Origin of the sequence: Enterococcus gallinarum (assembly GCF_021496385.1) — a bacterium.
GTDB lineage: Bacteria > Bacillota > Bacilli > Lactobacillales > Enterococcaceae > Enterococcus_D > Enterococcus_D gallinarum.
Window position 1 is genome coordinate 126201 of record NZ_CP050816.1, and the last position, 26268, is coordinate 152468.

Here is a 26268-nt window from a genome sequence, read left to right on the forward strand (position 1 = left end):
TCTCACTAGTTCTCGTCAGAAATTTGTTGGTAAACGTTGGATATGTGGATTTGTAAAAATATCGCTAGCATCGTCACTAGGAGAAGAAAATTCTGAAATAACTGCACCTTCACTTGAAGCTTGAAACCAATGTTTCGTGTCGGGATCAATCGTATATTGTTGGCCTGGTAGCAACTCGATTTCATTAAAAACTGTATAAAAATTTTCCGTCTTTCGAGGAATCTGACTGCTTATCTTTCCTTTTTCTCCAGTTCCTTCTACATATAGATAGACTTTCCCACTTCGACATCGAAATGTTTCTTGTTTCCCTTTCTTGCTTCCGATCGAAGGATGAAGATGTTCTGGACAAGTTTGAAAAGGTAGCAGAACCATCTCTTTAGCACAGTATCTCTCATTATTAATATAGACAATCAAATTCAATCCTTCTTCTGCAATATTGTTTAAACCAAAATCGGCATACTCGATTTGTTCTAATTCTTCTTTGGTAAAAGCAATAGGTATATTTTCGAAAAAACTTTTTACTTTCTTTTTATAATCCATCCCCTTCAATCCCACCTTCAACTGATTTTTAGCTCGTCCCAAGAGATGTCTTCTTCTTTTTCTTCAATAACTATTTCTGCATTGGGATCAACAGCTTTTTTCAAGACTATAATAGTAAGCGCAGTGGCTAAAGAACCGATAAACAAAGCACCGATAAATGCCCACGGACGAGTCATAGTAGGAATAGCAAACATACCTGAAGCTGGAATATGGCTATCGGCTCCCCAAAGCATGCTCAATCCGCCACCGATTGCTCCACCGATCCCTGTTGCAATAACATTTTTTACTAAATCATTTAAAACAATTGGAAAACATCCTTCTGTAATTTGACAGATTCCCATGGGGAACGCCGTTTTTAGCGCTTCTTTTTCTTGATTCGTGAAAATATTTTTTCTAATGACTTTCCCAATAAAAAAGGCCATCGTCAACCCAAATGGAGTTACCATAGAAGCAAGAATAAGTACTGTGATTGGTTCATAGATCCCTTCAGAAAAAAGTGCAAAAACAAACGCAAAAACAACTTTGTTGATAGCGCCTCCATAATCAATCGAAGCTAAGATACCTATGATTGCCCCATAAAGAAACAAAGAGTTTGTGTCTAATCCTCTCAAATAATTGGTCAATGATTCTGTTACCCATATAATAGGTGTCCCTACTATATAGTACATAATCACTCCGGCAATAAATGAACTAACAAAAGGGATAACCAAAGTTGGCATCAGGCCCTGCATCCATGCAGGAACGTGAATATAATGAATCATTAGTAATACGATTACTCCCGAAAAGTAGCCAGAAACAATTCCTCCCAAGAACCCCGTACCCGTACCATTAGCAACCATCCCAATAATCAATCCAGGAGCAATCCCTGGCTTATCTGCAATAGAATACGCAATAGCGGTTGAAACGATCATCGGAAGTAGCCCTAGGCCATATCCTCCCATAGTTGTCATAGCATCAGCAAATGTCCACGTTCCTTTAAAATCTTCGATGGTCTCTCCGCCCATCATATTCCCTATAGCCAAAAGAAAACCTGCAGCAACAACAATTGGTAAAAAAAACGAAATGGCGGTCATCAAATGTTTTTTGAATCCAACTTCTTTTATCAGTGTCATTTTTCGCATCCTCCTAATTTTAGTAACCGTGACAGAATCTAGTAAATATGCATAGAAAATGTTTGAAAGTAGTTTTCCTTACTAAACTCTGTCACAAACTGTTGATGGCTATACTTTTACTTGTATTTCTTCAAATTTTTCGACTAATTTTGATGGTGACTTCACGACCAATCCTGTTGGAACATCAACTACTTTTTTCCCTTTGAAACGTTCCCTGCCATTTACTTTGATATCTGCTGCGATAACAACGATATCCGCCTCTTCAATACTTTCCTTCGTTAAGACATCTTGGGTTCCAGCTAATCCTTGCGTTTCGATACTGATTTCATGTCCCCGTGCAGTAGCAGCTTTCATCAACTTCTCTTTTGCAATATAAGTATGGGCGATACCTGCTGTACAGGCTGCAATACCAACGATTTTCATTTTGGTTCCTCCTTTAGTATCGAATAGAAAATTACTAATTTCTTCCTTTTAGTCCATAGTATTGTGCCTTATTCTCAGAGTTAAAAAGTTTTATTTTTGCAATCGCTACTTTCTTCGTTTCTGCCATACAAGACGGAAATAACACATTAGGTTCCCTGATCTCTGTATTTCCGGCATTTAATACTTCTCTTAATTTATTTGCGAAAACAATTTTGATATCGGAAGAGATATTTATTTTGTTTACCCCCATTGTTACAGCTTTACTGATTTCTTCGTCAGGATTCGAGGATCCCCCATGTAGCACCAAAGGAATATCTGTTATCCGCTCAATCTCTTCAAGAATATCCAGTCTTAATTTAGGTTCCACATCTTTAGGGTAGATTCCATGAGCCGTTCCAATAGCTACTGCTAAACTATCAACTCCAGTCTTGTCAATGAAGTCTTGAGCAACTTTAGGGTCTGTGTAAATCACTTCACTGACGCCGCCTTCAACAGTATTTCCTGTATCGCCTATCGTACCAAGTTCCGCTTCCACAGAAACGCCGACTGCATGTGCCGTTTCTGCAACTTTCTTAGAAATCGAAACGTTTTCTTCATATGGTAAATGTGAGGCATCAATCATTACCGAAGTAAACCCTAATTGGATCGCATGAATCACTTGCTCATAACTGCCGCCATGGTCTAGATGAATACAAACCGGCAGTTGACTATGATTTGCCAAAAACTTCACCTGGCTGACAAAACTATCTGTCAAAAAGCTCAACTCGTCAGGATGAATAGCAATCATTACAGGAGATTGTGTTTCTTCACATGCTTCCATTACAGCATTTAGCAATTGCCCTGAGCCAGCATTAAAGGCTGGTACTGCAAACCCCTTTTCTTTTGCCACTCCTAAAATTTCTTTTCCAGATACTAACATATCTTCATTCCTACTTTCTTTTTATTATTTTTCAGTGATTAACTGATAAATTTCTTCTGGTGATGACGCATGTTTTAGGTTGTCTAAAAATTGATCATCAGCAAGCATGATGGCGACTTGTTGTAGCAACAAAATATGGGTTGTATTTACATCGGAATCTTTAACTGCGAACATAATGACAACTTTAACCTTTTCATCGTCGAGAGATTCCCACTCAATTGGCTTCTTGAGTGTTGCTACTGCAAGTGTTGTCGTTTTTACGCCTTTGGATTTCCCATGAGGGATGGCAATACCTTGTCCAATCCCAGTCTCCCCTTCTTCTTCTCTGAGATATACATCGGATAAAAACTCCTCCTTGCTGATAATAAAATCATTATTGTAAAGGATATCGACCATCTCTTTTAGCAGATCGTTTTTATTAGTTGCTAAGGAATTAATTTTGATAAGTTCCTTTCTTATAATTTTTTCCAATGCTATTGTTTTATCCACTCGCTACATCTCCTTTAGCATGTATTTTAATTTTTGAATTTGATGCTCAGTCAATAAAGGACTTATCGTTAACACAGGTATATCGACTTTTTCAATCGGCTTTTTCAAAGTTGATAGGATCAAATCAATATTTTCGTTTAGAAAGTCTTTATTCTGTTGGACTTGTCGTTGACTCATAGTTGCAACAACATTTAGATTAGGAAAGTAATTTTTCAATCGTGCTTTTAATAATTCCGATGTCCCCACTCCCGAAGAACAAACTAGAAGGATATTTCGTTGGTGTTCCTTGTTTAACTTGTATTTTTCAAAATATAAAGTTAGGTATCCAACCTCTTCTTCATTTATTTTTGTGTCGAACATCAAATCATTGTTTATTCGTTCAACGATTTTCATGAGTTTGTCAAAAGTTTCTTTATACTCAATTTTTTCTTCATTAAGGAGACTATTCTCGATAATGATACCGCTTCTTAAACGACTCAACATAGGCAAGATATGTTGCAATAAATTTTCGTGTAGCGTACGGCAGGAAGGTAGTAGACGAACATCGCTTAAATTAAAAAATTGCGTGATCAATTGTTGTGTGATCAAGCTGCCCAGTGTTTTATCAAGATTACTGCTTTCACGTGCTTGAATTCGAATAGAATAAATATTTTCAAAAATAAAATACTGTTCGATCTCACTTAAACCAATATTTAAATAGCATTCTAAGTTCTTTTTTATCTCTTTCGAGACATTTTTTAATACCTTATTTGCATCCATCAATTGTTGCTCACTTAATTCAAGTGGTTCTTGATCATCCAAATAAGAAACATTTCCTTCACGATACCGTTTAAGAACCATATAAAGATGAGTAAAAAAAGTAATATCATAGGGATAATTGATTGTCTCCCCAATCGCTCCTTCTAAGATCATTAATTGTTTATCGATAAAAAACTTATCTATTTCGTTCACTTTGATCCCTATTTCTCCCAGAGCATTTACTTTGTTTAAATCAATTATCAGCTGATTGATTGCTTTACGGATACTATTTTCTGATCCAGTGAGCCAAGCAAAATCCTGATTGATATGAAAGAGAAGGTCATACTGTTTGAACGTGTGAGCTATCTTTTTTATAAATCGTTCAGTGGTACTTTCACTGACATACGCCAGTTTAAAATGATCGCGATCAATTTTCTTGGGGTGTTTAAACAATAGTGTCAGCATAAGAGTGTTCAGCATATTCTCTTCTTGATAATCGATAATAGGATGAATAGAAATATTCATCATGCGCTTATTCAGCCTGTATCCCTTTCCTGTCTCAGCAATAATGAATGATTCGCCAAATTCTTTTTCTGAGATATCATTGATCCTCTTCACGCGCCGATAAACTGTTTTATTAGACACAAACAGCTTCTCTGAGAGTTCTTTTGCTGCGATGAACTTCTCGTAATTCAACGAATGAATCAACTCATTTTCACTCGAACTAAAAACCATCTCACTCACCTCACATCTATAATTTATCATCAAAGTAGGCGGTTACATTTCAATCTATGTCCTTATCTATGGACAATCAAAGCTTAATATAATTGTACTATAGCTCCTAAATGACATAACTTGTATATGAGAATTAGAATGTATGGAGACCGTGGTCTTTTTTTTAAAAAGAATAGTTTTGCGATCAAAAAAAGCTTGCCAAACAATCTGTTCAGCAAGCTCAAACTAATCTTATAAAAAGATACACCAGTATTTATAAATTAAAGAAAAGTCTCGATTCATTCAATGAGTTATTATGGATACCGTTACCCTTAAACACCCAAAACATATAGCTTCTACTACTTCGCTTCAAGCACATCTTCTTTGGCATGGATCAATTGGGTCAAGAAGTCGCAATAAGGCGTGGGAACATTGTATTTTCGACCTTTACGCGAAATAGCCCCGTTGATGTAATCGATCTCCGTTTTACGATGATTATTGATCAAATCTTGATACATGGAAGGATAGTGCAAGCCAATACCTGCAGGATCATAGGTTTTTTCAATATGGGCAACGACTTCTGGAACATCTAGTTCTACCGATTCATGAGCCGCAACAGCTGCGAATTCTCCAACAATGGTTTGCACCATTTGTCGTGCAGTGGCTGTATTTCCAAACTGTGCAATGTTGACATCCAAAATTGAACATAAACCATTCAATGTACCATTGACACAGGCTTTACGATAGATTGAATAGCGAATATTTTCAGAGTATGACGCATTCAATCCAGAAGCAGTCAGTACCTCAGCCAGTTCTTTGGCCGCTGCTTCTTTGCCTTCACCAATGTTTTGCAGTTCAACCGATCCTTCCCCAAACAATCGAACTTGCCCAGGTCCAATCAAATCTGCTGTCCATAGGGTATTTCCTAAGAAAATTTTATCGGTAGCGACATATTTTTCAATTGTATCTTCATGTCCAATGCCATTAAGTAAGCAAAGTACTCTTGTTTGATCACCGATTAGTGAAGCAATGTCTTGCATCATTTGGTCTAATTGCATCGCTTTTGTAAAAACAATGATCAGATCCGCTGGCGCATCCGCCGTTACTTCAGACTGTGCATAAATCGGAAACGATTCCGTGATTTCTTCTCCATCCAAATTTGCTTGTAGTCCATTGGTACGGATCGCTTCGATATGCGCTGGCCAACCATCGATCAACGTTACATCGTTGCCGCCTCTTTTTAATTTAATGGCAAATCGGCTGCCCATGGCACCAGCACCAGCAATAACAATTTTCATCTCTATTCCTCTTTCCTATCTGACAATTAGGTATAGTTTACTCCAAATCAAACAAATATGCGAGGGGCTTGCCTTTTTTAAAGTGAAATTTGTTAAAAAAATCAATTGGAATCGTTTGATTTTTCAGATAATTAAAGAACAAAAAAAGATCCTTTTCAGGATCTTTTAAACCGTCACTTCAGACGCTAGTTGTGCTAAAACTGCTGCTTGTTCTTCTTGAGAGATATTGTGCTCAATGACGTAACGATTGTTTTCATTGGCGGCACATTCATAGCAGCAGCCGCCTAAGTGTGCCGCTTGATTCTCTTCCGAAGTGAGGAACTGACGATTGCACTCTGGATTTGCACAATTGACGTAACGCTCACATGGTGTGCCATCGAACCAATCGCGACCGATCACGGTCTTGTCGACATGATTGATCTCAACACTGATACGTTCATCAAAGACATACATCTTACCGTCCCACAACTCTCCTTGAACTTCTGGATCATTGCCATAAGCAAAAATTCCCCCGTGAAGTTGTGCTACGTCTTGGAATCCTTCTCGCAACAACCAGCCCGAGAATTTCTCGCAGCGAATCCCACCTGTGCAGTAAGTGACCACTTTTTTATCCATGAATTTCTCTTTGTTCTCAATGATCCATTGAGGCAATTCACGGAAACTGCGGATATCGGGACGGACCGCACCTCGAAAATGACCAAGATCGTATTCATAATCATTCCGCGCATCGATCACTACGGTATTTTCATCCAACAACGCTTCTTTGAAATCTTTCGGTTCTAGATACTTTCCGGTTAGTTCTAAAGGATCGATATCATCTTCTAAGTTCAATGACACCAATTCTTTTCGCGGCCGAACAAACAATTTTTTAAAGGCGTGTTCTTCCACCTCATCGATTTTGTAGTAGATTCCTTTGAAACGGGGGTCCGCTTCCATTTTTTCCATATAGGCATCCGTTGCTTCAATCGTTCCAGAAAGCGTTCCGTTGATTCCTTCTTTCGCAACAAGAATTCGACCTTTGATACCGATCTCTTTCCCAAAAGCTAAATGCTCTTTCGCAAAACTTTCTGGATCTTCGATGGTCGTGTATTTATAAAATAATAAAACGCGATAGTTCACAGTCATTCCTCCTTTTTTCCACCCTACAGTATAAAAAAGAAAAATGAAGAACACGAATTTTATGCTTGTACATAACCACACAATCCCTTTGCTTACCTAGATACCTGTCGTTTTTTGTTGTCAGAGTGAATCAGTGCTTTTTCCTAATTGTTCAACAAAAAAGGCCGTTACCTGATCCATGGTCTCTCCACGAACTAAATGTCGTTCTTCGCGAGAGATAAATGTCAGATTCGCTTCTGGATGCCCTTGCACAAAGGTTTCTACATCGTCGTAAGGGATTTTCTCATCTTCCGTCCCATGCCAGAACAACAATGGACGTCCAGCTAGTTTTTCTGGTTGCGTCTGGAGATCATAAGCTTCGATCCATCCTAGCAGCAACTGATAGTCATCTGGGACAAAGAAACCTGCAGCACCCGCATGTTTCTGGATCCGTTCACGGTAACCGATCATCGATGGCGAGCCCATCACACACGCAGCAGCGGTGATCTCCGGATGTTGGCATAGCAAGCCGCAAGTCGTCATCCCTCCCATTGAAACGCCTCCTACAGCGATTTGCCCATTTACCAAGCCTAGATTTTCAAAGAAATCCACCAAATAAGAAAACTCAAATAAGTTGGTATGAATGCTTTGCCAGAAAATCAATGAAGGAATCTCGGATAGTTGGGTCTTTCGTTCGCCATGATTGGCGGCATCAGGTAAAATCACACGAAAGTTTTCCCGTGCTAGTTTTCGACCTTGCGTCAGTACCAATTCTTTACTCGTTTGCCAACCATGATAATAAATGATCAACGGCAACGGTTCATAGATCAAATGTTCTGGAACGACTTCCAATACTGGGATATTCCCGATTTTTCTTTTACGAACTGCAATTTTCATCTCTTTCCACCTCTGCTTAAGTATACGCATTCTGCTCTTACCTGCCAAATAATCCCTTCAATCACAAAAAAATCACACCAATGTTTTGGTGTGATCACATGTATCAGGAATGTAACACAGCTTCTCGTGCTAGTGCCAGACAGCCTAATGTTCCTGCATTGTCTTCTAATTCAGGTGTCACGATGTAGTCTGCAACTGCTGGTGTTTTGACATAGCCGTTGACCAATCGTTCAAAAGCTTGATGAACCTTTTCCACCATGTGACGCTGCTTCATTACGCCACCACCAAAAATAATGACATCCGGTGAAAGCATCAATGTAGTGTTGTAGGCGCATTGCGCGATATATTCAGCTTCGATGCTCCAGAAAGGCTCATCTTCAGACAATTCCTGTCCTTTCTTTCCTAAACGTTTTTCAATCGCTGGACCTGCGGCCATCCCTTCGAGACAGTTGCCATGAAATGGACAGCTGCCTTTGAATGAATCATCAGGATGAGGCACTACCAGCATATGTCCCATCTCCGGATGACTGAATCCCTCAACAAAGCGGCCATCTTGTAATGCACCGCCGCCAACACCGGTGCCGATCGTATAATAAACTACACTGGATAGTCCTTTTCCTTTACCGAAAACATATTCCCCATAAGCTGCAGCATTGACATCTGTAGTCCAAGCAATGGGGATAGGAAAGGCTTGTTTCATCGTACCTACAAAATCAAAATTCTGCCAAGCTAATTTGGGTGTGGAGGTAATGTAGCCATACGTTGCGGAATCTCGATGGATATCGATTGGACCAAAGGAACCAATACCGATCCCTACTAACTGGTCTTCATACTTTTTGAAAAAATCGATCACTAATGCCATTGTTTCTTCTGGTGTGGTGGTGGGAAAACTGACCCGTTCTTTAATGGCCATTTCTTCATCACCAATCGCACAAACAAATTTTGTACCGCCTGCTTCTATCGATCCGTACATCTTTTCGTCTCCTTTTCCATCGTTGCTTTCATTTTCTGTTTAAGTACTGGCAGAACTCGCAGCTGCACCATCATCGGCTTTTACGCGATCGATGGCAATGACGAGACAAATAATCAAGTCCTCCAGATCTTCCTCATAAACCGTTACTTCATAGGTATCCCCCCATGAGATCCAGCGTTTATGAATCTCAGCAATTTGACGTCCCTGTCGATTGACGACAAAGTCCATGTCCCACCAATTCCCCTGAATTTCAATTCCTCGGGCATGGATGGAATAACGCGCTTTGAAAAGCGTGAATTCTTTTTCTAGAACAATTGCTTCTTCTCCATGTACCTCAACAAAAAACTTGGGCAATAGACTAAACACTTTCTTTGTGACTTCACCGATTTGCTGTTGTCGTTCATCATAAATCGCAAAGCTTTTAGGAATCTTCATGAAACTCCCTTCGACAAAATAGCGTGGCTTTTGCTGCTCATCCATGACAGTAAATTTTTCACCGATACTGAAGACTTTTTGCTTGATGTAAAGTTTTTTCATTTGATTACACCGCCTTTTCTTTCACATCGCCTGTATTGATCACCGGTTGAGTGCCTTTGTCAGTAATGATCGATACGAGTAAATTGTTGATCAATTGGACTTTTCGATCGTCAGTAAAGTTAATATCCTGGCCATCTTCGATCTGTTCCAAGGCCATTTGTGTCATGGAGACCGCTCCTTCAACAATGATTTGTCGTGCCGATAAAATTGCTTTGGCTTGCTGACGCTGCAACATGGCACTAGCGATCTCAGTGGCATACGCCAAGTGATTCAACCGCGTCTCGATCACCTCGACACCGGCTACCGCTAAACGCTCTTGCAGTTCTTGTGCCAGTTCTTCAGAAACTTCATTGGTATTGCCTCGCAAAGTCAAATCATCATCATTAAAAGTGTCATAAGGATACTGGGTAGCGATATGGCGAATCGCTGTTTCACTTTGGATCTCAACAAAATCTTGGTAGTAGTCGACATCGAACAATGCTTTGGCCGTATCTACGACTCGAAAGACGACGACTGCTGAGATTTCGATCGGATTGCCATCAGAATCATTGACCTTCAATAAAGAGCTATTGAAGTTACGGACTTTCAGTGATACATTGATTTTCTGTGTTAACGGCACAGTCACAAAGAGTCCATTATCTTTGATGGTACCTAAATATTGACCAAAGAAAAGAATCGCTTTCGCTTGATTCGGCTGCACAATCGTCAATGAACTAATGAACAAGATAGCGATGATCCACAACACGACACTGATGACTAACTCCCAAACCGCATTGCGGACAATCCCATCATAAAAGAGATAGCCGCCGCCGATCATTAAGGCGATCAAGACGATCAGTGCTAAGTAACCGTTAACATGAAACGTTTGTTTTTCTTTCATCTTTACTCCCTCATTTCTTTTAATACCATATTACCTTTGTTCACAAAAGACTTCAATTCTTCTTCTCATTTTTTTAACCCCTTTCATAGACCTGCGATCATACTATTTTGCAATCAACCAAATTCCCGCTACAATGAAATGAGAGTCAATTGACAAGAAAGGGGTATCCAAATGGCACAAAAAATTTCATTAGAAAACGTAAAATGGTCATTAGAAGAAATCATTCAGACTGTTGGGACTGATCTATCTTCTGTTGTCGAAATTCAAAATCAAGAAGGAATCGATGTCGTGGTGATTGCCAAAGATGAATGGCAGCACCTCTTAGAACTACTCGATGCGCGCCATGCACAAGGCTATCGAATCGATCAAGAACTGCCAACGGATATATTGATTGACGTTGCTGATAGCGACAACGAATACCAACAAACAGCTGAACTAGAGATGGAATTACCGGAACGTGTCCATCCAGCACCAGACTTTGAATTAGACTCAGAAGAAATCGTTGAAAGCGATGATGTGCTGGATTAAGCTGAAAAAATAGACTACTGTGAAAAATCTTCCCCTAAAAATAGCATCCATTCGACCAATAGCCGAGCAATGTCGGAATACTTCCAGACCTTTCAGGTCATGTCGCATTTGCGGCATAGTTGACGTATTCTAAACATTGCTCGGCTCTTTATTATCAAAAATCGCGTGCTTCATTTTTTGTACGATTGCTCACGTGCTTATGGAGTTCCGCCTAGCACGCAATCAATCAACTGACTTGTTTTTCCGATCTGCACCGGGGGATGCCACGATCGTTTTTAAGCGTTCGATCGCCGCTTGTAGTTCAACGCGTGCTTCTTCTTCCGGTTCTAGTTCTTCGCACTGCTGTAAGCGTTCTAGCCATTGTTCGGGTTCTTTGATACCTAATTGTCCAATGGCCCAATAGGCTGTTCCGCGAATGACAGGTCGGACGTCTTCTGTCGCACACCGCCAGATGGCTGGCAATGCGGTACGATCTCCCAGATTTGCTAAGGCAATGATCGCATTACGCTGCAATGGTTTCTTCCCGCGCCAAGAACCAGATAAATGCCCAAACTGATTCTTAAAAGCTTTATTTGATAAAGAAAGCATTGGCTGCAACTTAGGATAAACGGTTTCTACTTCCGGTTCCATTTCCTGATGAAAATGGAAATCCTTGCCTCGATTGTAGGGACAGACCAACTGACAAATATCACAGCCATAGATGACATTATGCATCTTTTTACGATATTCCTCAGGCATCATGCCTTTTGTTTGTGTCTGATAGGAAAGGCAGCGCTGTGCGTTCATTCGCCCATCCCCTAAGAGCGCTTTTGTGGGACAGGCAGTAACACAGCGCATACAATCCCCACAGCCAAAGGGTACCGCTTCATCTGTTTCGAAGGAAATATTGGTGACGATCTCGCCTAAATAAACAAAAGAACCAAATTCTTCCGTGATCAATAAGCCATTGCGGCCAATGAACCCCAAACCAGCACGCTGTGCAACTGCCACATCCACCAGCTCACCGGTATCCACTTGCGGGGCAAACCGCCAGTTTTCTGCTTCTTCCAGATTCTCTGCTTGCGCTTTGATAAACTGGATCAATTTTTCTAAGCGATCACGTAGAATATCATGGTAATCGATCCCCCAAGAGGCGCGGGCAAACATCCCCCGTTTCTCATCTCGCGGCACTTTCTCTTTGATTTTTGTCGGATATGCCAGAGCGATCGCAATGATTGTTTGCGGATTTTCAAAGGTTCTTTCTGGATATATCCGCTCTTCGATCACTTGATGTTCGAAACCAGATGTATGGCCTTTCGCGCGCTGCTCCCTCAACGAGGACTCTAATTCATAAAACGGTTCAGCAGAAGCAAAGCCGATTTTATCAATACCTAAACGCTTGCTTTCTGCGATGATTTTCTCTTTTAAAGACATGATATACTCCTATCCAACATGTGTTCATCAAACCTTCGTCTTTGCTTTTTCTATTATACGAGACCACTTCCGATTAGTCGAATCGCTGCCCTCAAAAAATTCAAACAAAAAACTACCTAAACGCTCGGCGTCTATCTCCCAGTCTTTTTAGGAGATCAGCTGCCTCAACATTCAGATAGTTTTCCTTGAATATCCCTCCATACAGCGCATTTCTTTGCTATCTAGAAGGGAGATCGTTTGATTGTATTATTTTTGTTACACCTATTAAACGTTTACCAACTAGCTTTTTTTACACCTGGCAATTTGCCTTCATGTGCCAATTGTCGAAAAGTGATCCGTGAAAGACCAAATTTACGCATATAGCCCCGTGGACGACCATCAGTCATATCCCGATTCTTCAAGCGATTCGGATTAGAATCTTTAGGCAATTTTGCTAAAGCTTGGTAATCTTTTGCTTGTTTCAATTGGTAACGGATCTCTGCGTATTGCTCGATCATTGCGGCTTGTTTTTTTGCTTTTGCTTGTTTTGATTTTTTGGCCATTATTTTCTCCTTTGTTTTTTCTATCCATCATTCTAAAAAGAAAAGAAATCAGCTAGCAGAGTCCTCCATTTTCGATTCAAAAACAACAAATCGAAATCATTACTATTTGAGCATTATGACTATATCAAGTTTCTGGGAACAAGTCAATGAAAAGCCCCTTCTTTCGAACAAACCGCTACTGTTTTTTAAGATTTCAATTATTTTTTCATCATTTCTTGCAATGACTTCTTGGCATGCTAGACTAAACAAGGAATCTGAAAGAAATGGAGAATTATATGAAGCAAATAGATACGGGACTTACCTCAGAAGAAGTCACACAACGAACCGAACAAGGCCAACACAACGATTATGAAACAAAAACATCGAAGTCTACGACAGCAATTTTTAAGGACAATATCCTCACATTGTTCAATTTGCTGAACTTGTTGATTGGTGTCTGTCTTCTAGCAGTTGGCGCCTATTCCAATTTATTTTATCTGGTAATCATTTTGATCAATATCACTGTAGGGATCAGTCAAGAGATCCATGCTCGAAATCTAGTCAAAAAACTCTCGATCATCGCCCAACAAGAAATACGTGTGATACGAGATGGCGTTACACAGTCGGTGGATGCCAAATCCCTGGTCCTTGATGATCTTGTTGTCATTGGTGCAGGAGAACAGATTCCAGCCGACATGGTGGTTTTATCTGGACAAGCCGATGTCAATGAGTCGATGCTGACAGGCGAAGCCGATCTCGTCGTCAAAGAAAACGACGCGACTCTCTTATCTGGCAGTTTTGTCGCCAGTGGAGAGGTCACTGCAAAAGTGATCCGCGTAGGAGCAGAGAATTATGCGGCAAAATTAAGCAATGAAGCCAAAACACATAAACCGCTGCGTTCAGAGCTAGTTTCTTCGATTCGCAAAGTCACAAAATTCACCAGTCTAGTGATTGTTCCATTAGGGGTGATCCTATTTCTACAAGCTTATTTATTTCGTGGCAGTGACTTAAAAGAAGCAGTGATCGTTTCGTCTGCTGCTTTATTGGGAATGCTGCCTAAAGGACTCGTCCTATTGATCAGCATTGCTTTGACCACGGGTGTCATCAAACTAGCCAAAAAAAGGATCTTAGTCCAAGATATGTACGCGATCGAGACACTGGCCCATGTCGATACCCTCTGTTTAGACAAAACCGGCACATTAACGGAAGGTCGATTATCCGTCGAATCGATCCAGTCAATCGATGACACCCAAGATATAACGGCAATCTTAGGCAGTTATTTGGCTGCCAGTACCGACAACAATGTGACGATGCAAGCGTTGCGCCAAACCATCACCGGATCTGAGCATTACCAGTCCTTTGCAGCAATGCCGTTTTCTTCTGATCGAAAATGGGGTGCTATCGCATTTCACGAATTAGGGGCAGTCTACCTAGGAGCACCTGAAAAGACGATCGCCAACCAACAGCTGCCGCAAATTCAAGAAGCGCAATCGGCTGGTTTAAGAGTCCTCGTCTTGACTCTTGATCCTCATTATAACGACGCCAATCAGCCCTTTGATCCAGCTAAGGCTGCCCCGCTGGCAGTTCTTGTTCTTGCTGATGTGATTCGGGAAAATGCAGAAAGCACATTGGCCTACCTGTCTGCAGAAGGAGTGGACTTGAAAGTGATCTCGGGTGACAATCCGATCACTGTTGCAGCCATCGCCAAACGCGCCGGATTGCCTAATTCCGAGAACTATATCGATCTTTCTCAACTAACTGAAGAAGCAGACGTTCGTCAAGCTGCCCAAACCTATACCGTTTTTGGGCGAGTGACGCCTCAGCAAAAGAAACTGCTAGTTTCTGAGTTGAAGGCACTAGGCAATACGGTCGCCATGACTGGAGACGGCGTCAATGACGTGTTGGCACTGCGTGAAGCCGATGTCAGTATCGCTATGGCTGCTGGGGACAGTGCGGCTCGTCAAATCGCGAATCTGGTTTTATTAGATTCCGATTTCACGACACTGCCAGCAGCACTCTTTGAAGGTCGCCGTGTCGTTAATAATGTGACGAAAGTATCTGGGATCTTTTTTATCAAAACGATCTACAGTTTCCTATTGTCCTTACTATGTGTTGCCACTTCTACGGCATTTCCTTTTATTCCGATCCAAATCACATTATTGGACCTGGCGATTGAAGGATATCCTTCCTTCTTCCTTTCCTTTGAAGAAGACAAAAAGCGAATCACCGGCCGTTACTTGCCTACCGCATTGCTGCGAGCGTTGCCGAGCGCACTCTTGGTGCTTCTGAATTATTTCGCTGTACAGTTCCTGCAAACTGACTATGGCTGGGAACCAATGACCGCAACTACATTGTTCTATTATCTGCTGATCGGCATCAGTTGTTTAGCTATGATCCGCAGCTGTTTGCCGCTAAATCCATTGCGCTTATTTTTGATCGTAACCACGATTAGCGGAACATACATCGCCGCAATGCTCTTCCATCACATTTTAGAAGTAGGCTTTTTGACTAGCATCACCTTGCCAATCTTTGTTGGATTGATGGCGATCAACTGCTTATTGCAGTGGGGGCTATCTGCCCTTGCAACACAGATCACCCGCCGGCTAGAGCAAAACGCTACGGCTTGATCAATGGAAAAAAATGATTCCGGACAACTATGATAAATTCTCCTAATTAAGGATATTTATTTGTAGTTGCTCGGTTTTTTTATCTGTTCTTCAATTATTTTCTATTTATATAGTGGAGCAATCGTCATCCATGCAAGTTTTGCGAAATTTGTTATACTTTTAGTGAAGGCGGTTTCGTCTACTGCCGCTGAATCTATTTAAGAAAGCGTTGGTGAATCGAAATGAAGAAAAGTATTTTACTTGTTTCTCACAGTCAACAACTGACAGACGGACTGAAAGCCATGATCGAAGACATGTCGGACAGCGAAACAGTCACTCTTTTTTCATTGGGTGGAACAGCTGAAGGCGAATTAGGGTCTGATCCGACAAAAATCGTTGAAGCGGTCAATCAGTCTTCGGATGCCGAACAGATTCTCGTTTTTGCTGATTTGGGTAGTGCCGTACTAAACGCAGAGCTAGCCTATGATATGTTGGAACCGGAACAGCAAACCCGCTATCACTTGATTGATGCACCGCTTGTAGAAGGTGCTTTTGCCGCAGCAATCACCGCTGGATTCAGTGATGACCTATCCCAGATCACAGCAGAAGCCCAAAAAGCAGCTGAGAAAGGATGGAATCAATAATGAAAAAAATAATCAATGATCCTTCAGCGATCGTCGAAGAAATGCTAGCTGGTCTGGTTGCCAGCTATCCGCAACTGGTTCATCAAGTCGAAGACTCCCGAGTCGTAGCAAAAAACGCCACCCACGAACAAGTTGGCTTAGTCTCAGGCGGAGGCAGCGGACACGAACCGGCACACGCTGGGTTTGTTGGTGATGGTATGTTGAGTGCCGCCGTCTTGGGAGACGTCTTCACTTCTCCAACACCAGATCAGATCCTGACTGGGATCAAAGAAGCCGATCAAGGGCAAGGCGTGCTTTTGATCGTTAAAAACTATACGGGAGATATCCTAAACTTTGAAATGGCCAAAGATATGGCTGAGATGGAAGACATCACTGCTGAAATCGTCGTCGTAGATGATGATATTGCCGTCGAGAACAGTACCTATACTGCTGGAAAACGAGGCGTGGCTGGAACCATTCTCGTTCATAAGATTTTGGGTGCTGCTGCTCGTCAAGGACGTTCATTAACTGAATTAAAAGAATTAGGTGAAGCATTAGTTCCGACCATCAAAACCATTGGTGTTGCCTTAAAAGCAGCAACCGTTCCAGAAGTGGGTAAACCTGGTTTTGAATTAGCAGATGATGAAATCGAGTATGGCGTGGGAATCCATGGAGAACCTGGTTATCGCCGGGAAAAATTGAAACCATCGAAAGAGCTAGCCAAGGAATTGGTGGACAAAATTTTAGCTGATTATGAACAAACACCGAAAAAAGTTGGTGTCTTGATCAACGGCATGGGCGGTACACCGCTGATGGAACAATTCGTCTTTGCCAACGATGTACAGAAATTGCTCGCAGACAAAGACATTTCTGTCACATTCCATAAAGTCGGCAACTATATGACCTCTATCGATATGCAAGGTCTATCATTGACCATGATCGATTTCAGTAACAACGATGCGACGGATGCGCTCAACGAACCTGTTGAAACGATTGCTTGGTAAAGGAGGAATTTTCAATGCAAATGACAACAGAGATGACCCAACAATGGTTAAATGCATTTACAAAAGCCATTGAGGAAAATAAAGGCTATTTAAGTGATCTAGATACCCCTATTGGTGACGGCGATCACGGCAACAATATGGCTCGCGGCGTCGTAGCCTATCAAGAAGCATTCGCAAAACAACAGCCTAAAACAATCACAGACACATTCAAAGTACTCTCGATGGCATTGATCTCTAAAGTTGGTGGTGCTTCAGGTCCACTTTATGGCTCAGCATTCATGAACATGACCAAAGCTACAAAAGAACTAGAAACAATTGATTCGTATGAACAATTAGGAAGCATCATCGAAGAAGGGCTTAATGGGATCAAAGCTCGAGGCAAAGCAGAATTCGAAGACAAAACGATGGTCGATGTCTGGCAACCTGTTGCCGCAGCGTTAAAAAACGGCAGTCTGACTAAAGAACAAATCGAGGAAGCCAAAGAACATACAAAAGACCTAGTCGCCAAAAAAGGCCGTGCTTCTTATTTAGGCGAGCGGGCAATCGGACATATCGACCCAGGTGCCGCTTCCAGTGCATTGTTGTTTGAAACGCTTGTTGCAACGATTGGATAAAGATCCTCATTCCACTTAGGAAAGGCGATACAAAAAACCGAGAGATCTCTTGCGATTCTTGAAGATAAACAAGAATCTGTGCTTGAGACCTCTCGGTTAGTTTATTTTTCTAAGAAATAGTCAACGCCATTATTGTAAAATAGCTTGAGAAACTAGTGTACAATATTGCAACATGCCATCAGGATTTGGATGAACTCGATCTTCATAGAACCACTCTTCATGTTCATTACTTAAATCATACCAATCGATCAATGTCATATTGTCGTATTTAGCAGCCATTTTCTCCAGCATGCTGTTGACCTCATTTTGCCATCTTTGCGTAGGTACCCGCACATTGATCCAATAGACTTTGCGATCGCCAATTTCTTTCATCAAATTATCGAATTGGGTTTCTGTAAAGGACCCATTCGTTCCTAGACCGATCAATACCGTATCTCGTAACAAATCTTTTTCTTTCAACGCTTTGATCAGTTCGGGACTCTCATACAATTGTCGTCCCACATCCCCATCAACGACAGCTTTGGGAAAAATTTCTTGCAAGTCGGCAGTGGCATCCAGCATAACAGAATCACCAAAAGCGGTAATTTCCAGCTCTTCGGCCTTCTTCACCTGGGCTTCTGTCAACCCATATTTTTCCATTACTGATTGTTCGGCTTCCGTTGCCTTTGAAGAATTGTCTCCTGTACTTTCTGTATCCGAGCCATTCGCATTTTTTTGTGTCTGTTCTGCCGCTTTTTTATTGGCAGCAATATTTTCTTTTAACTGCTGCTGTTGCGCATCTACATAATTCACCGGAGCGGTAGCTATTCCATAAAGAGCAACTAAGGAAACAAGCAGTCCTGGAAGCAGCCAAGGCTTTTGTCGACTGATCACCGGCTTACTGAACCAATTGCGCACCGTGCGGAAAGTATCTTTGTAGTGGAATTTCCGCAACGGATTTTCGATAAACCGATAGGACAATTCACTGATCAAGAGAATCAATACAATCTCAATCAATGTATGCAGGAGAACATTCTCGCCGACATTCCCAATCTTTGCTTCATAAAAAATCATCACAGGGAACTGATACAAATAAATCCCATAACTCCGCTTGCCGATGTAACTGAATAACGGATTTGTCAGCCAACGGTTCAGACTAGCTCCAGGATGGGCAGTGACCGCCACCAAGATCGTACAAAGCAAGCTGACTAGCAGCATTCCTCCGTAATAAACAAAGGAAAGATGATCATCTAGCACAAAAAATGTTATCACTAAACCAATAAAAGAAAGACCACCAGCTAGGTTCAATACCCGCTTCGCTTTCTTCGGAATTTCTTTTTTTAAATGGGTGCTGGGCCAAATGAAAGCCAGCGCACTTCCCATCCAAATCGAAAACAAACGCGTGTCGGTACCATAATAAACTCGAGTAGGGTCTGCCCCTGGTGAATACCAGATCGCTAATAAAAGAGCCGAAAGTAACGAGCAGCCGATCACGATTTTAAAAATCGTCCCACGATTTTTGACTAACTTCATCAATAAAATAAAGAGTAACGGCCAAATCAAATAATTCTGCCCTTCAACAGCCAAAGACCATAGATGCGTAAAGGGAGATTCATTGCCGAATCGGTCAAAATAAGAAAGACCGTGATTGATCTGCCACCAGTTGTTGACATACAAGAGACTGCTGACGACGACTCCCCGCAGATTATTCAGTAAATTCCGCTGGAACAATGTAATGTAGGCAGCAGACAGAAGCAGCATCACCACCATGCCAGGATACAGTCGTTTCATCCGGCGGACATAAAAATCTTTGACAGCAATACGACCGTTCTGGTCCCACTCTTGTCGAAGCAAATCGGTGATCAAATAACCAGAAACTACAAAAAAAACAGGAACTCCTAAATACCCGCCTCGCATTTGAGTAGGTAATAAATGATATAAGATAACGCCGATCACGGCTAATGTACGGATACCGTCGAAACCAGTGATATAGCGGCTTGTTTTTAACCGTTTGTTCATTCTCCAACCACTTTTCTTTTTTTTGATCAACTGTTTTCGTAAGAAACAGTCAATGTGGAACCATTAAAAAATAATGACCCATTTCTTCATAATTTACCAGATAAAGCAACAAGAAAGCTAGCAAGAATACTCTATTTTCTAAAAAAATTAATTTTTACAAAAAGAAAAAAGCATCTCATCACGAAACGCTTTGATCCAAGCTCTCCTATAATTCTTCTTCATAAAAACGACCCAATATTTGTACATTTTCAGCAATACTGACAAATGCCTTGGGATCTGCTTCTTTCATGGCAGAACGTAACATCGGCAACTCGAAGCGTGTAACGACAGTCAATAATACTGTCTGTTTATCATGCTTGTAGGCTCCTTCTGCTTCATTGATGATCGTAATTCCTCGGCGCAGACTTTTCTGGATCGTATGGATGACTTCTTCAGGACTTCTCGTAATAATCGTTACCTGCATTTTCTTTTGCTTGGTAAAAACAGCATCGGTCACTTTACCACTGACAAAAATCGCAATGGCACTATATAGCGCATACTGCCAGCCGAACAGGATACCCGCAGCAAACATGATGGCAATATTGAAAAAAATCGAGATGGACCCGATGGTTTTCCCCGTACGTTTCCGGATCGCGATACTTACAAAATCGAGGCCGCCAGAGGAAAGTCCGCTTTTTAGCGCATAACCAATACCGGCTCCGTTGATGGCTCCCCCAAAAATCCCGCAGATCATCGGATCTGTCGTCAGTGTTTCTTCTGGAAGAATCTGTACGAACAAAGATGTTAGGACTACAGTAATTCCTGTGAAAATCGTAAATTTATGACCAATCTTGAACCAGCCGAGAAAGAAAAGCGGAATATTCAGCAACAATAGGGCGACTGAGACGGGGATATAGAATCCAAGCCAATCCGTGGAAACGGTGGTCAAAATTTGAGCTATCCCTGTGATCCCGCTAGAATAGATTTTGCCGGGTTGATAAAAAAAATTGACTGCGATCGCCGATAAAATGGCGTAGACGATCGAAAACGATAATTTGTTGGCATAATCAGGGTGTGGCAGCCATTTAAAGAGGGTATTCATTTCATTCAAGAGCCTCGCTTTGTTGATTTGCTCTTATTATACTTCAGATAGTAAAAAAAGAAACGAACAATGAAAGAAATAGACAAATTCTCATGGAATTTTCTTAATCGTCTATTTTCATTCATCATTCGCTCGTTTGTTCTTTACTTGTTCATTTCTTTTTACTTAGTCTTCTTCAACTGTCGTGACATCAATATTCAATTCGAACAATTGCAGCGGCGCCACTTTACTTGGCGCTTGTGACATTGGATCGGCGGCTTTCCCGTTTTTAGGGAATGCGATCACTTCACGGATGTTTTCTTCACCAGCCAGCAACATCACTAAACGATCCAAGCCTAGTGCGATTCCGCCATGTGGTGGGAACCCATAGTCTAATGCCGTCAGCAAGAAACCAAATTGTTCTTCCATTTCACGGCGAGAAAAACCAAGGGTTTCAAACATTTGTTCTTGAACATCCCGCTGATGGATCCGGAGAGACCCACCGCCAAGCTCGTAACCGTTCAAGACGATATCATAAGCTTCCGCATACACTTTTGCAGGATCAGTTGCCAACAATGGTACATCTTTTTCTTTAGGCATCGTAAATGGATGGTGAGCAGAGACATAGCGGCCAGCTTCTGCATCGTATTCAAATTGTGGCCAATCTGTTACCCATAAGAAATTGAACTTGCTTTCATCGATCAAGCCTAATTCTTTTCCTAACTTGCTGCGGATTGCTCCTAAAGCCGCCGAAACGATCTCAAACTTATCCGCACCAAACATTAGGATATCGCCCACTTCTGCATTCGTAGCAGCAATGATCGATGCTGCAGCGTCAGTCAAGAATTTTGCGATTGGTCCTTTTAAGCCATCTTCTTCGACTTTGACCCATGCTAACCCTTTCGCACCAAACTGTCCTGCGTAATGTCCCAAATTATCCATATCTTTTCGGGAATATTTATCCGCAGCACCTTTCGCATTCAATGCTTTCACCACACCGCCATTTTCAAGCGCCATTTGGAAAACTTTGAAATCAACATCTTTAACGGTTTCGGACAAATCAATCAATTCCATGTCAAACCGAGTATCTGGCTTGTCGCTGCCATAACGTGCCATGGCATCATCGTAAGTCATTCGCGGAAACGGCGTAGTTACTTCTAGCCCTTTGACTTCACGCATGACATTGACTAACAGTTCCTCCGTGTAAGCTTGAATCTCTTCCGCCGTCAAAAAGGTTGTTTCAATATCGACTTGGGTAAATTCAGGCTGACGGTCTCCCCGCAAGTCTTCATCCCGGAAGCAACGGACGATTTGATAGTAACGATCGAATCCAGCACCCATCAATAATTGTTTGAAAATTTGTGGCGATTGTGGCAATGCATAAAAATGACCAGGGTAAACCCGGGAAGGAACGAGATAATCTCTGGCGCCTTCTGGTGTTGATTTCGCTAAATAAGGGGTTTCGATATCTAGAAAGTCATTGGTATCCAAGAAATGACGAATCACTTGTGTCGTTTTTGCCCGCATCATGATATTCTTAGTCATTTTGGGACGGCGTAAATCCAAATAACGATATTTCAACCGCGTTTCGTCTCCTACGATTTGATCATCTTCGATCGAAAATGCAGGTGTTTTGGCTGTATTCAAAATAGTGATCTCGCTGACCATCACTTCATAGTGCCCGGTTTTCATCTTAGGATTGATTGCTTCCGGTGCCCGATTGATGACTTGACCTGTCACTTCTAGCACATACTCGCTGCGGCAAGTATCTGCAATCGCCCATGCTTCTTTGGATACTTCCGGATTAAAGACAACTTGCACGATTCCTTCTCTGTCCCGCAAATCAATGAAAATCACTCCGCCTAAGTCACGACGTTTTTGGACCCAGCCTTTTAAAGTAACGGTTTGATCTAAATGGGCTTCTGAGACGCGCCCACAATATACTGTACGTTTGCTCATTCTTCTTCTCCTTGCTTGATTAAGATTGTAGTCATTTCATCATAGATTTCATCAAAATGATCATACAGATCGGCTAACTTAAATTGTTTCTCGATCCGGCTTGCCATCGATTTGATGTTGATCACTTGTTCAGCTAATTCATTTTCACCTAGGGTCAGCACCAAACGCGCCCCTTGCTTATCTGCCGATTTGAACTGCGCTTTTGCTTTCCGATTCATAAAATCACGATCTGCCGAAAAGCCAAAATTACGGATCGCCTGAACGACTTTCAATGCTTCCAAATTGGTTGCTTCTCCTAGACCAACAACATAAGCATCTAATTCGTTCAATGCTGGAATAACGACTTCTTCTGCTTCCATTGTGATCAATAGACGTTCTAAGCCCATCGCAAAACCGAAACCTGGCGTTTGTGGGCCGCCTAATTCTTCGACCAGATGGTCATAGCGTCCACCCGCACAGATCGTAGCTTGCGCCCCCATTTTTGGCGCTTCACTCATAATCTCAAAAATAGTATGGGTATAATAATCCAGTCCCCGGACCATATTTGAATCAATCTCATAAGGAATGTCCAAAGCATCCAACATCGTGATGACTGTTTCAAAATGGGCTTTAGCTTCCGGACTTAAATAGTCCAAGATCGAAGGAGCATCCGCAACGAACTGTTGATCTCGTTTGTCTTTACTATCTAAAACCCGCAGTGGATTCTCATGCAGACGACGTTTTGAATCTTCACTTAATTCTGCTTCATGAGGCGATAAATAATCAATCAGTGCTTGACGATAGTTCTTACGCGTTTCTTTATCCCCTAAAGAGTTAATCACTAATCGAAGTTGACTTAGCCCTAATTGTTTAAAGAAATCCATCGCCATCGCCATCGTTTCAACATCTGTCGCAGGATTTGCGGAACCAAATGCTTCTACACCGATTTGATGGAATTGACGTAAGCGACCTTTTTGCGGCCGTTCATAGCGGAACATCGGTCCAATATAAAAGACTTTGTAAGGCTTGTTGTATTCAGGTCCGAAAAGTTTATTTTCAACATAAGAACGAGCAATCGGCGCTGTGCCTTCCGGACGCAATGTCACATGGCGCTCTCCTTTGTCATAGAAATCGTACATTTCTTTTGAAACGATGTCGGTTGTATCGCCAACGCTTCTAGCAATCACTTCAAAATGTTCAAAAATCGGTGTGCGGATTTCATTGTACTGGTAATCACGAAAAACCAAACGGGCTGTTTCTTCAACAAACTGCCATTTTTCGGATTCTCCTGGTAAAATATCATTGGTGCCTTTTGGACGTTGATAACTCATCTGTTTTCATCCTCCTATTGTGGGTATCTTCGATCGATCAAAAACGATCGTATGTATTCATTACAACTATACTGATTTAATCCATTGTGGGAAACGATTTTCTGTTCATCATCTGCTCGTCTACTCTGCGTTACGCCTACAGTCGCTTCTAAGCTTACGCTAAGAAGGACTTGCATAGTCTTCGACCAGTCGCAGTGATTCGAAAAGCGGTGACTACTCTCCCTCCGGTCGCCTACTACTGTTCATCATCTGCTCTGCCCTGCTTCGCAGATCAATCGCAATGATTCGAAAAGTGGTGACTACTCTCCCTTCGGTCGCCTACTACTGTTCATCATCTGCTCTGCCCTGCTTCGCAGATCAATCGCAATGATTCGAAAAGTGGTGACTACTCTCCCTTCGGTCGCCTACTGCTGTTCATCATCTGCTCTGCCCTGCTTCGCAGGTCAGTCGCAGTGATTCGAAAAGCGGTGACTACTCTCCCTTCGGTCGCCTACTACTGTTCATCATCTGCTCTGCCCTGCTTCGCAGGTCAGTCGCAGTGATTCGAAAAGCGGTGACTACTCTCCCTCCGGTCGCCTACTACTGTTCATCATCTGCTCTGCCCTGCTTCGCAGGTCAGTCGCAGTGATTCACAGCAAAAAACTCGCCCTTGTTTTCTACACAAGGGCGAGTTATTACACGCGGTACCACCTAAAATTCGAGAACTTTCATTCTCCTTTCGATTAACGCTCGTTCACGGAACAGCTTTTCTTCTGTTCATCTCCAGATTGTCTTTCCGGCATTTGTCCTAAACTGCTTGCAGCCATGGCAGTTTTCTCTTTGAAGGTCCAAAATGACGTACTCGATCTTTCACAGATTTTTGATATTATCTATAAACTACAAGAATCCTTTGGAAATGTCAAGCTGTTTCATAGGCTTTTTCAATACTTATGAATATCGTTTTTCAAGTTTTTCCTTTACACTAAAAGAAGAGATTAGAAGGAGGAATTGCTTTATGACAGATGTTCAAATCGGCAAATCACAAGTCTATGTACGCTCCCTTGGCTTAGGTGCAAATGCCATCGGTGGCCACAATTTATTTCCAAATTTAGATGAAGAAGAAGGCAAGGAAATTGTGCGGACGGCGCTGCGCAATGGGATCAATTTGATTGATACTGCCTATATTTACGGTGAAGGTCGATCAGAAGAACTGATCGGTGATGTCTTGCAAGAAGAAGCGTTCGATCGCAATCAAGTCATCATTGCCACTAAAGCAGCTCATCGACCAGAAGAACCAAACAAAAAAGATAATTCGCCGGAATTCCTGACCCAAGCCGTTGAAGAAGCTTTAACACGCTTAAAAACCAACTATCTGGACATATTTTATATTCATTTTCCAGATGAAACCACCCCTAAAGAAGAAGCGATACGCGCATTGCATCAACTGAAAGAAGCTGGCAAAATCCGTGCGATCGGTGTCTCCAACTTCACACTTGAACAATTAAAAGAAGCCAATGCCGAAGGATACGTCGATGTTGTGGAAGATGAGTACAGTTTGATCCATCGCCAAGCTGAATCAGAACTTTTCCCTTATTTAGCTGAACATTCAATCAGTTTTGTTCCGTACTTTCCACTAGCATCCGGGTTGTTGACTGGAAAGTACACACAAGAAACGACCTTTTCAAACGACGATATCCGTAGTAAAAAGCCGGACTTTCAAGGTGATCGCTTTAAAAAAATCGTGTCGGCTGTCGACCAATTGCGACCAATCGCTGCCTCTTATGATGCAACGATTCCTCAACTTGTGTTGGCTTGGTACATGAAAAATCCTGCAGTTGCAGCAGTTATTCCAGGTGCAAAACAAGCCAGTCAAGTTGCTGACAACGCGCAGGCATTGGATATCCATTTATCCGCAACCGATTATCAAGCGATTGATCACCTGTTTGCTGAATTTAAATAGTCCCGAAACAAGAGAAGGCACTTTGCATTTCTCTTGTTTTGTATTATGCTGATGAAAACAGTTATGAAAAGGAGC

24 protein-coding genes and 1 other annotated feature are annotated in these 26268 nt (G+C 41.8%); of the genes, 6 read left to right on the forward strand and 18 right to left on the reverse strand.

Going from position 1 to position 26268, the window contains the following annotated elements; translation table 11 throughout:
• Positions 1-15 precede the first annotated feature (15 nt).
• The 12 genes from HED61_RS00585 to HED61_RS00640 all read right to left on the reverse strand — a co-directional run bounded on the left by HED61_RS00585 (position 16) and on the right by HED61_RS00640 (position 10618).
• Entirely contained in the window at positions 16-540 is a 525-nt protein-coding gene (locus HED61_RS00585; protein WP_138371507.1) for a D-lyxose/D-mannose family sugar isomerase, read from the reverse strand.
• A 17-nt stretch (positions 541-557) separates the two neighbouring features.
• Positions 558-1652 carry a PTS fructose transporter subunit IIC gene (locus tag HED61_RS00590; protein WP_219645442.1) on the reverse strand — a complete coding sequence of 365 codons (1095 nt, stop codon included), beginning with the start codon at positions 1650-1652 and terminating at the stop codon, positions 558-560.
• Between the two features lie 108 nt (positions 1653-1760).
• Positions 1761-2075 (reverse strand): PTS fructose transporter subunit IIB, encoded by a 315-nt coding sequence (locus HED61_RS00595; protein ID WP_138371505.1) that lies wholly within the window; start codon positions 2073-2075, stop codon positions 1761-1763.
• Between the two features lie 34 nt (positions 2076-2109).
• Entirely contained in the window at positions 2110-2994 is an 885-nt protein-coding gene (locus tag HED61_RS00600; protein WP_219645443.1) for a ketose-bisphosphate aldolase, read from the reverse strand.
• A gap of 24 nt (positions 2995-3018) precedes the next feature.
• Positions 3019-3483, reverse strand: a complete 465-nt coding sequence (locus HED61_RS00605) for a PTS sugar transporter subunit IIA (RefSeq protein ID WP_138371503.1) — start codon at positions 3481-3483, stop codon at positions 3019-3021.
• Positions 3484-3486: 3 nt separating this feature from the next.
• The gene (locus tag HED61_RS00610) at positions 3487-4956 is read right to left on the reverse strand and encodes a BglG family transcription antiterminator (protein WP_219645444.1); all 1470 of its coding nucleotides are present in this window, start codon (positions 4954-4956) and stop codon (positions 3487-3489) included.
• Positions 4957-5294: 338 nt separating this feature from the next.
• On the reverse strand, positions 5295-6233 hold the full coding sequence (locus HED61_RS00615; protein WP_103300377.1) for a 2-dehydropantoate 2-reductase: 939 nt from the start codon (positions 6231-6233) through the stop codon (positions 5295-5297).
• A gap of 165 nt (positions 6234-6398) precedes the next feature.
• Positions 6399-7352: an oxygen-dependent tRNA uridine(34) hydroxylase TrhO gene (gene trhO, locus HED61_RS00620; RefSeq protein WP_003128711.1), complete on the reverse strand. Its 954-nt coding sequence runs from the start codon at positions 7350-7352 to the stop codon at positions 6399-6401.
• Between the two features lie 120 nt (positions 7353-7472).
• Complete coding sequence (locus tag HED61_RS00625) at positions 7473-8228, reverse strand: alpha/beta fold hydrolase (RefSeq protein WP_103300376.1); 756 nt, start codon at positions 8226-8228, stop codon at positions 7473-7475.
• A 103-nt stretch (positions 8229-8331) separates the two neighbouring features.
• Positions 8332-9201, reverse strand: a complete 870-nt coding sequence (gene scrK, locus HED61_RS00630; protein ID WP_103300371.1) for a fructokinase ScrK — start codon at positions 9199-9201, stop codon at positions 8332-8334.
• A gap of 39 nt (positions 9202-9240) precedes the next feature.
• A complete protein-coding gene (locus HED61_RS00635) occupies positions 9241-9738 on the reverse strand; it encodes an LURP-one-related/scramblase family protein (RefSeq protein ID WP_219645445.1) in 498 nt (165 codons plus the stop codon).
• Positions 9739-9742: 4 nt separating this feature from the next.
• The gene (locus HED61_RS00640) at positions 9743-10618 is read right to left on the reverse strand and encodes an SPFH domain-containing protein (RefSeq protein WP_003128704.1); all 876 of its coding nucleotides are present in this window, start codon (positions 10616-10618) and stop codon (positions 9743-9745) included.
• Positions 10619-10789: 171 nt separating this feature from the next.
• Between HED61_RS00640 and HED61_RS00645 the strand changes: the two genes are divergently transcribed.
• Complete coding sequence (locus HED61_RS00645) at positions 10790-11146, forward strand: hypothetical protein (RefSeq protein WP_003128703.1); 357 nt, start codon at positions 10790-10792, stop codon at positions 11144-11146.
• Positions 11147-11368: 222 nt separating this feature from the next.
• Here HED61_RS00645 and queG read toward each other — a convergent pair whose 3' ends face one another.
• Both queG and rpsN read right to left on the reverse strand, forming a co-directional pair.
• Positions 11369-12559 (reverse strand): tRNA epoxyqueuosine(34) reductase QueG, encoded by a 1191-nt coding sequence (gene queG, locus HED61_RS00650; protein WP_021149159.1) that lies wholly within the window; start codon positions 12557-12559, stop codon positions 11369-11371.
• A 272-nt stretch (positions 12560-12831) separates the two neighbouring features.
• Complete coding sequence (rpsN, locus tag HED61_RS00655) at positions 12832-13101, reverse strand: 30S ribosomal protein S14 (protein ID WP_003128701.1); 270 nt, start codon at positions 13099-13101, stop codon at positions 12832-12834.
• Between the two features lie 275 nt (positions 13102-13376).
• Here rpsN and HED61_RS00660 point away from each other — a divergent pair, with 275 nt between their 5' ends.
• From HED61_RS00660 to dhaL, 4 genes are all read left to right on the forward strand, one after another.
• Positions 13377-15707: an HAD-IC family P-type ATPase gene (locus HED61_RS00660; protein WP_219645446.1), complete on the forward strand. Its 2331-nt coding sequence runs from the start codon at positions 13377-13379 to the stop codon at positions 15705-15707.
• A gap of 221 nt (positions 15708-15928) precedes the next feature.
• Positions 15929-16330, forward strand: a complete 402-nt coding sequence (gene dhaM / locus HED61_RS00665) for a dihydroxyacetone kinase phosphoryl donor subunit DhaM (protein ID WP_156248068.1) — start codon at positions 15929-15931, stop codon at positions 16328-16330.
• Positions 16330-17313: a dihydroxyacetone kinase subunit DhaK gene (gene dhaK / locus HED61_RS00670; RefSeq protein ID WP_060813028.1), complete on the forward strand. Its 984-nt coding sequence runs from the start codon at positions 16330-16332 to the stop codon at positions 17311-17313. Before dhaM ends, dhaK begins: the two co-directional genes overlap by 1 nt.
• 14 nt (positions 17314-17327) lie before the next feature.
• Complete coding sequence (gene dhaL, locus HED61_RS00675; protein WP_219645447.1) at positions 17328-17927, forward strand: dihydroxyacetone kinase subunit DhaL; 600 nt, start codon at positions 17328-17330, stop codon at positions 17925-17927.
• A 129-nt stretch (positions 17928-18056) separates the two neighbouring features.
• Here the strand turns inward: dhaL and HED61_RS00680 are convergent, their stop codons facing one another.
• The 4 genes from HED61_RS00680 to hisS form a co-directional block, all read right to left on the reverse strand.
• On the reverse strand, positions 18057-19925 hold the full coding sequence (locus HED61_RS00680) for an acyltransferase family protein (RefSeq protein WP_096711010.1): 1869 nt from the start codon (positions 19923-19925) through the stop codon (positions 18057-18059).
• 205 nt (positions 19926-20130) lie between these two features.
• The gene (locus HED61_RS00685; protein ID WP_060813031.1) at positions 20131-21006 is read right to left on the reverse strand and encodes a YitT family protein; all 876 of its coding nucleotides are present in this window, start codon (positions 21004-21006) and stop codon (positions 20131-20133) included.
• A 165-nt stretch (positions 21007-21171) separates the two neighbouring features.
• On the reverse strand, positions 21172-22944 hold the full coding sequence (gene aspS / locus HED61_RS00690) for an aspartate--tRNA ligase (RefSeq protein WP_003128677.1): 1773 nt from the start codon (positions 22942-22944) through the stop codon (positions 21172-21174).
• The gene (gene hisS / locus HED61_RS00695; RefSeq protein WP_003128675.1) at positions 22941-24254 is read right to left on the reverse strand and encodes a histidine--tRNA ligase; all 1314 of its coding nucleotides are present in this window, start codon (positions 24252-24254) and stop codon (positions 22941-22943) included. Before hisS ends, aspS begins: the two co-directional genes overlap by 4 nt.
• Before the next feature lie 659 nt (positions 24255-24913).
• Positions 24914-25116, reverse strand: a binding site (T-box leader).
• 132 nt (positions 25117-25248) lie between these two features.
• Between hisS and HED61_RS00700 the strand changes: the two genes are divergently transcribed.
• Positions 25249-26193, forward strand: coding sequence for an aldo/keto reductase (locus HED61_RS00700; protein ID WP_005472695.1), 945 nt, complete (start codon positions 25249-25251; stop codon positions 26191-26193).
• Positions 26194-26268: the final 75 nt, after the last annotated feature.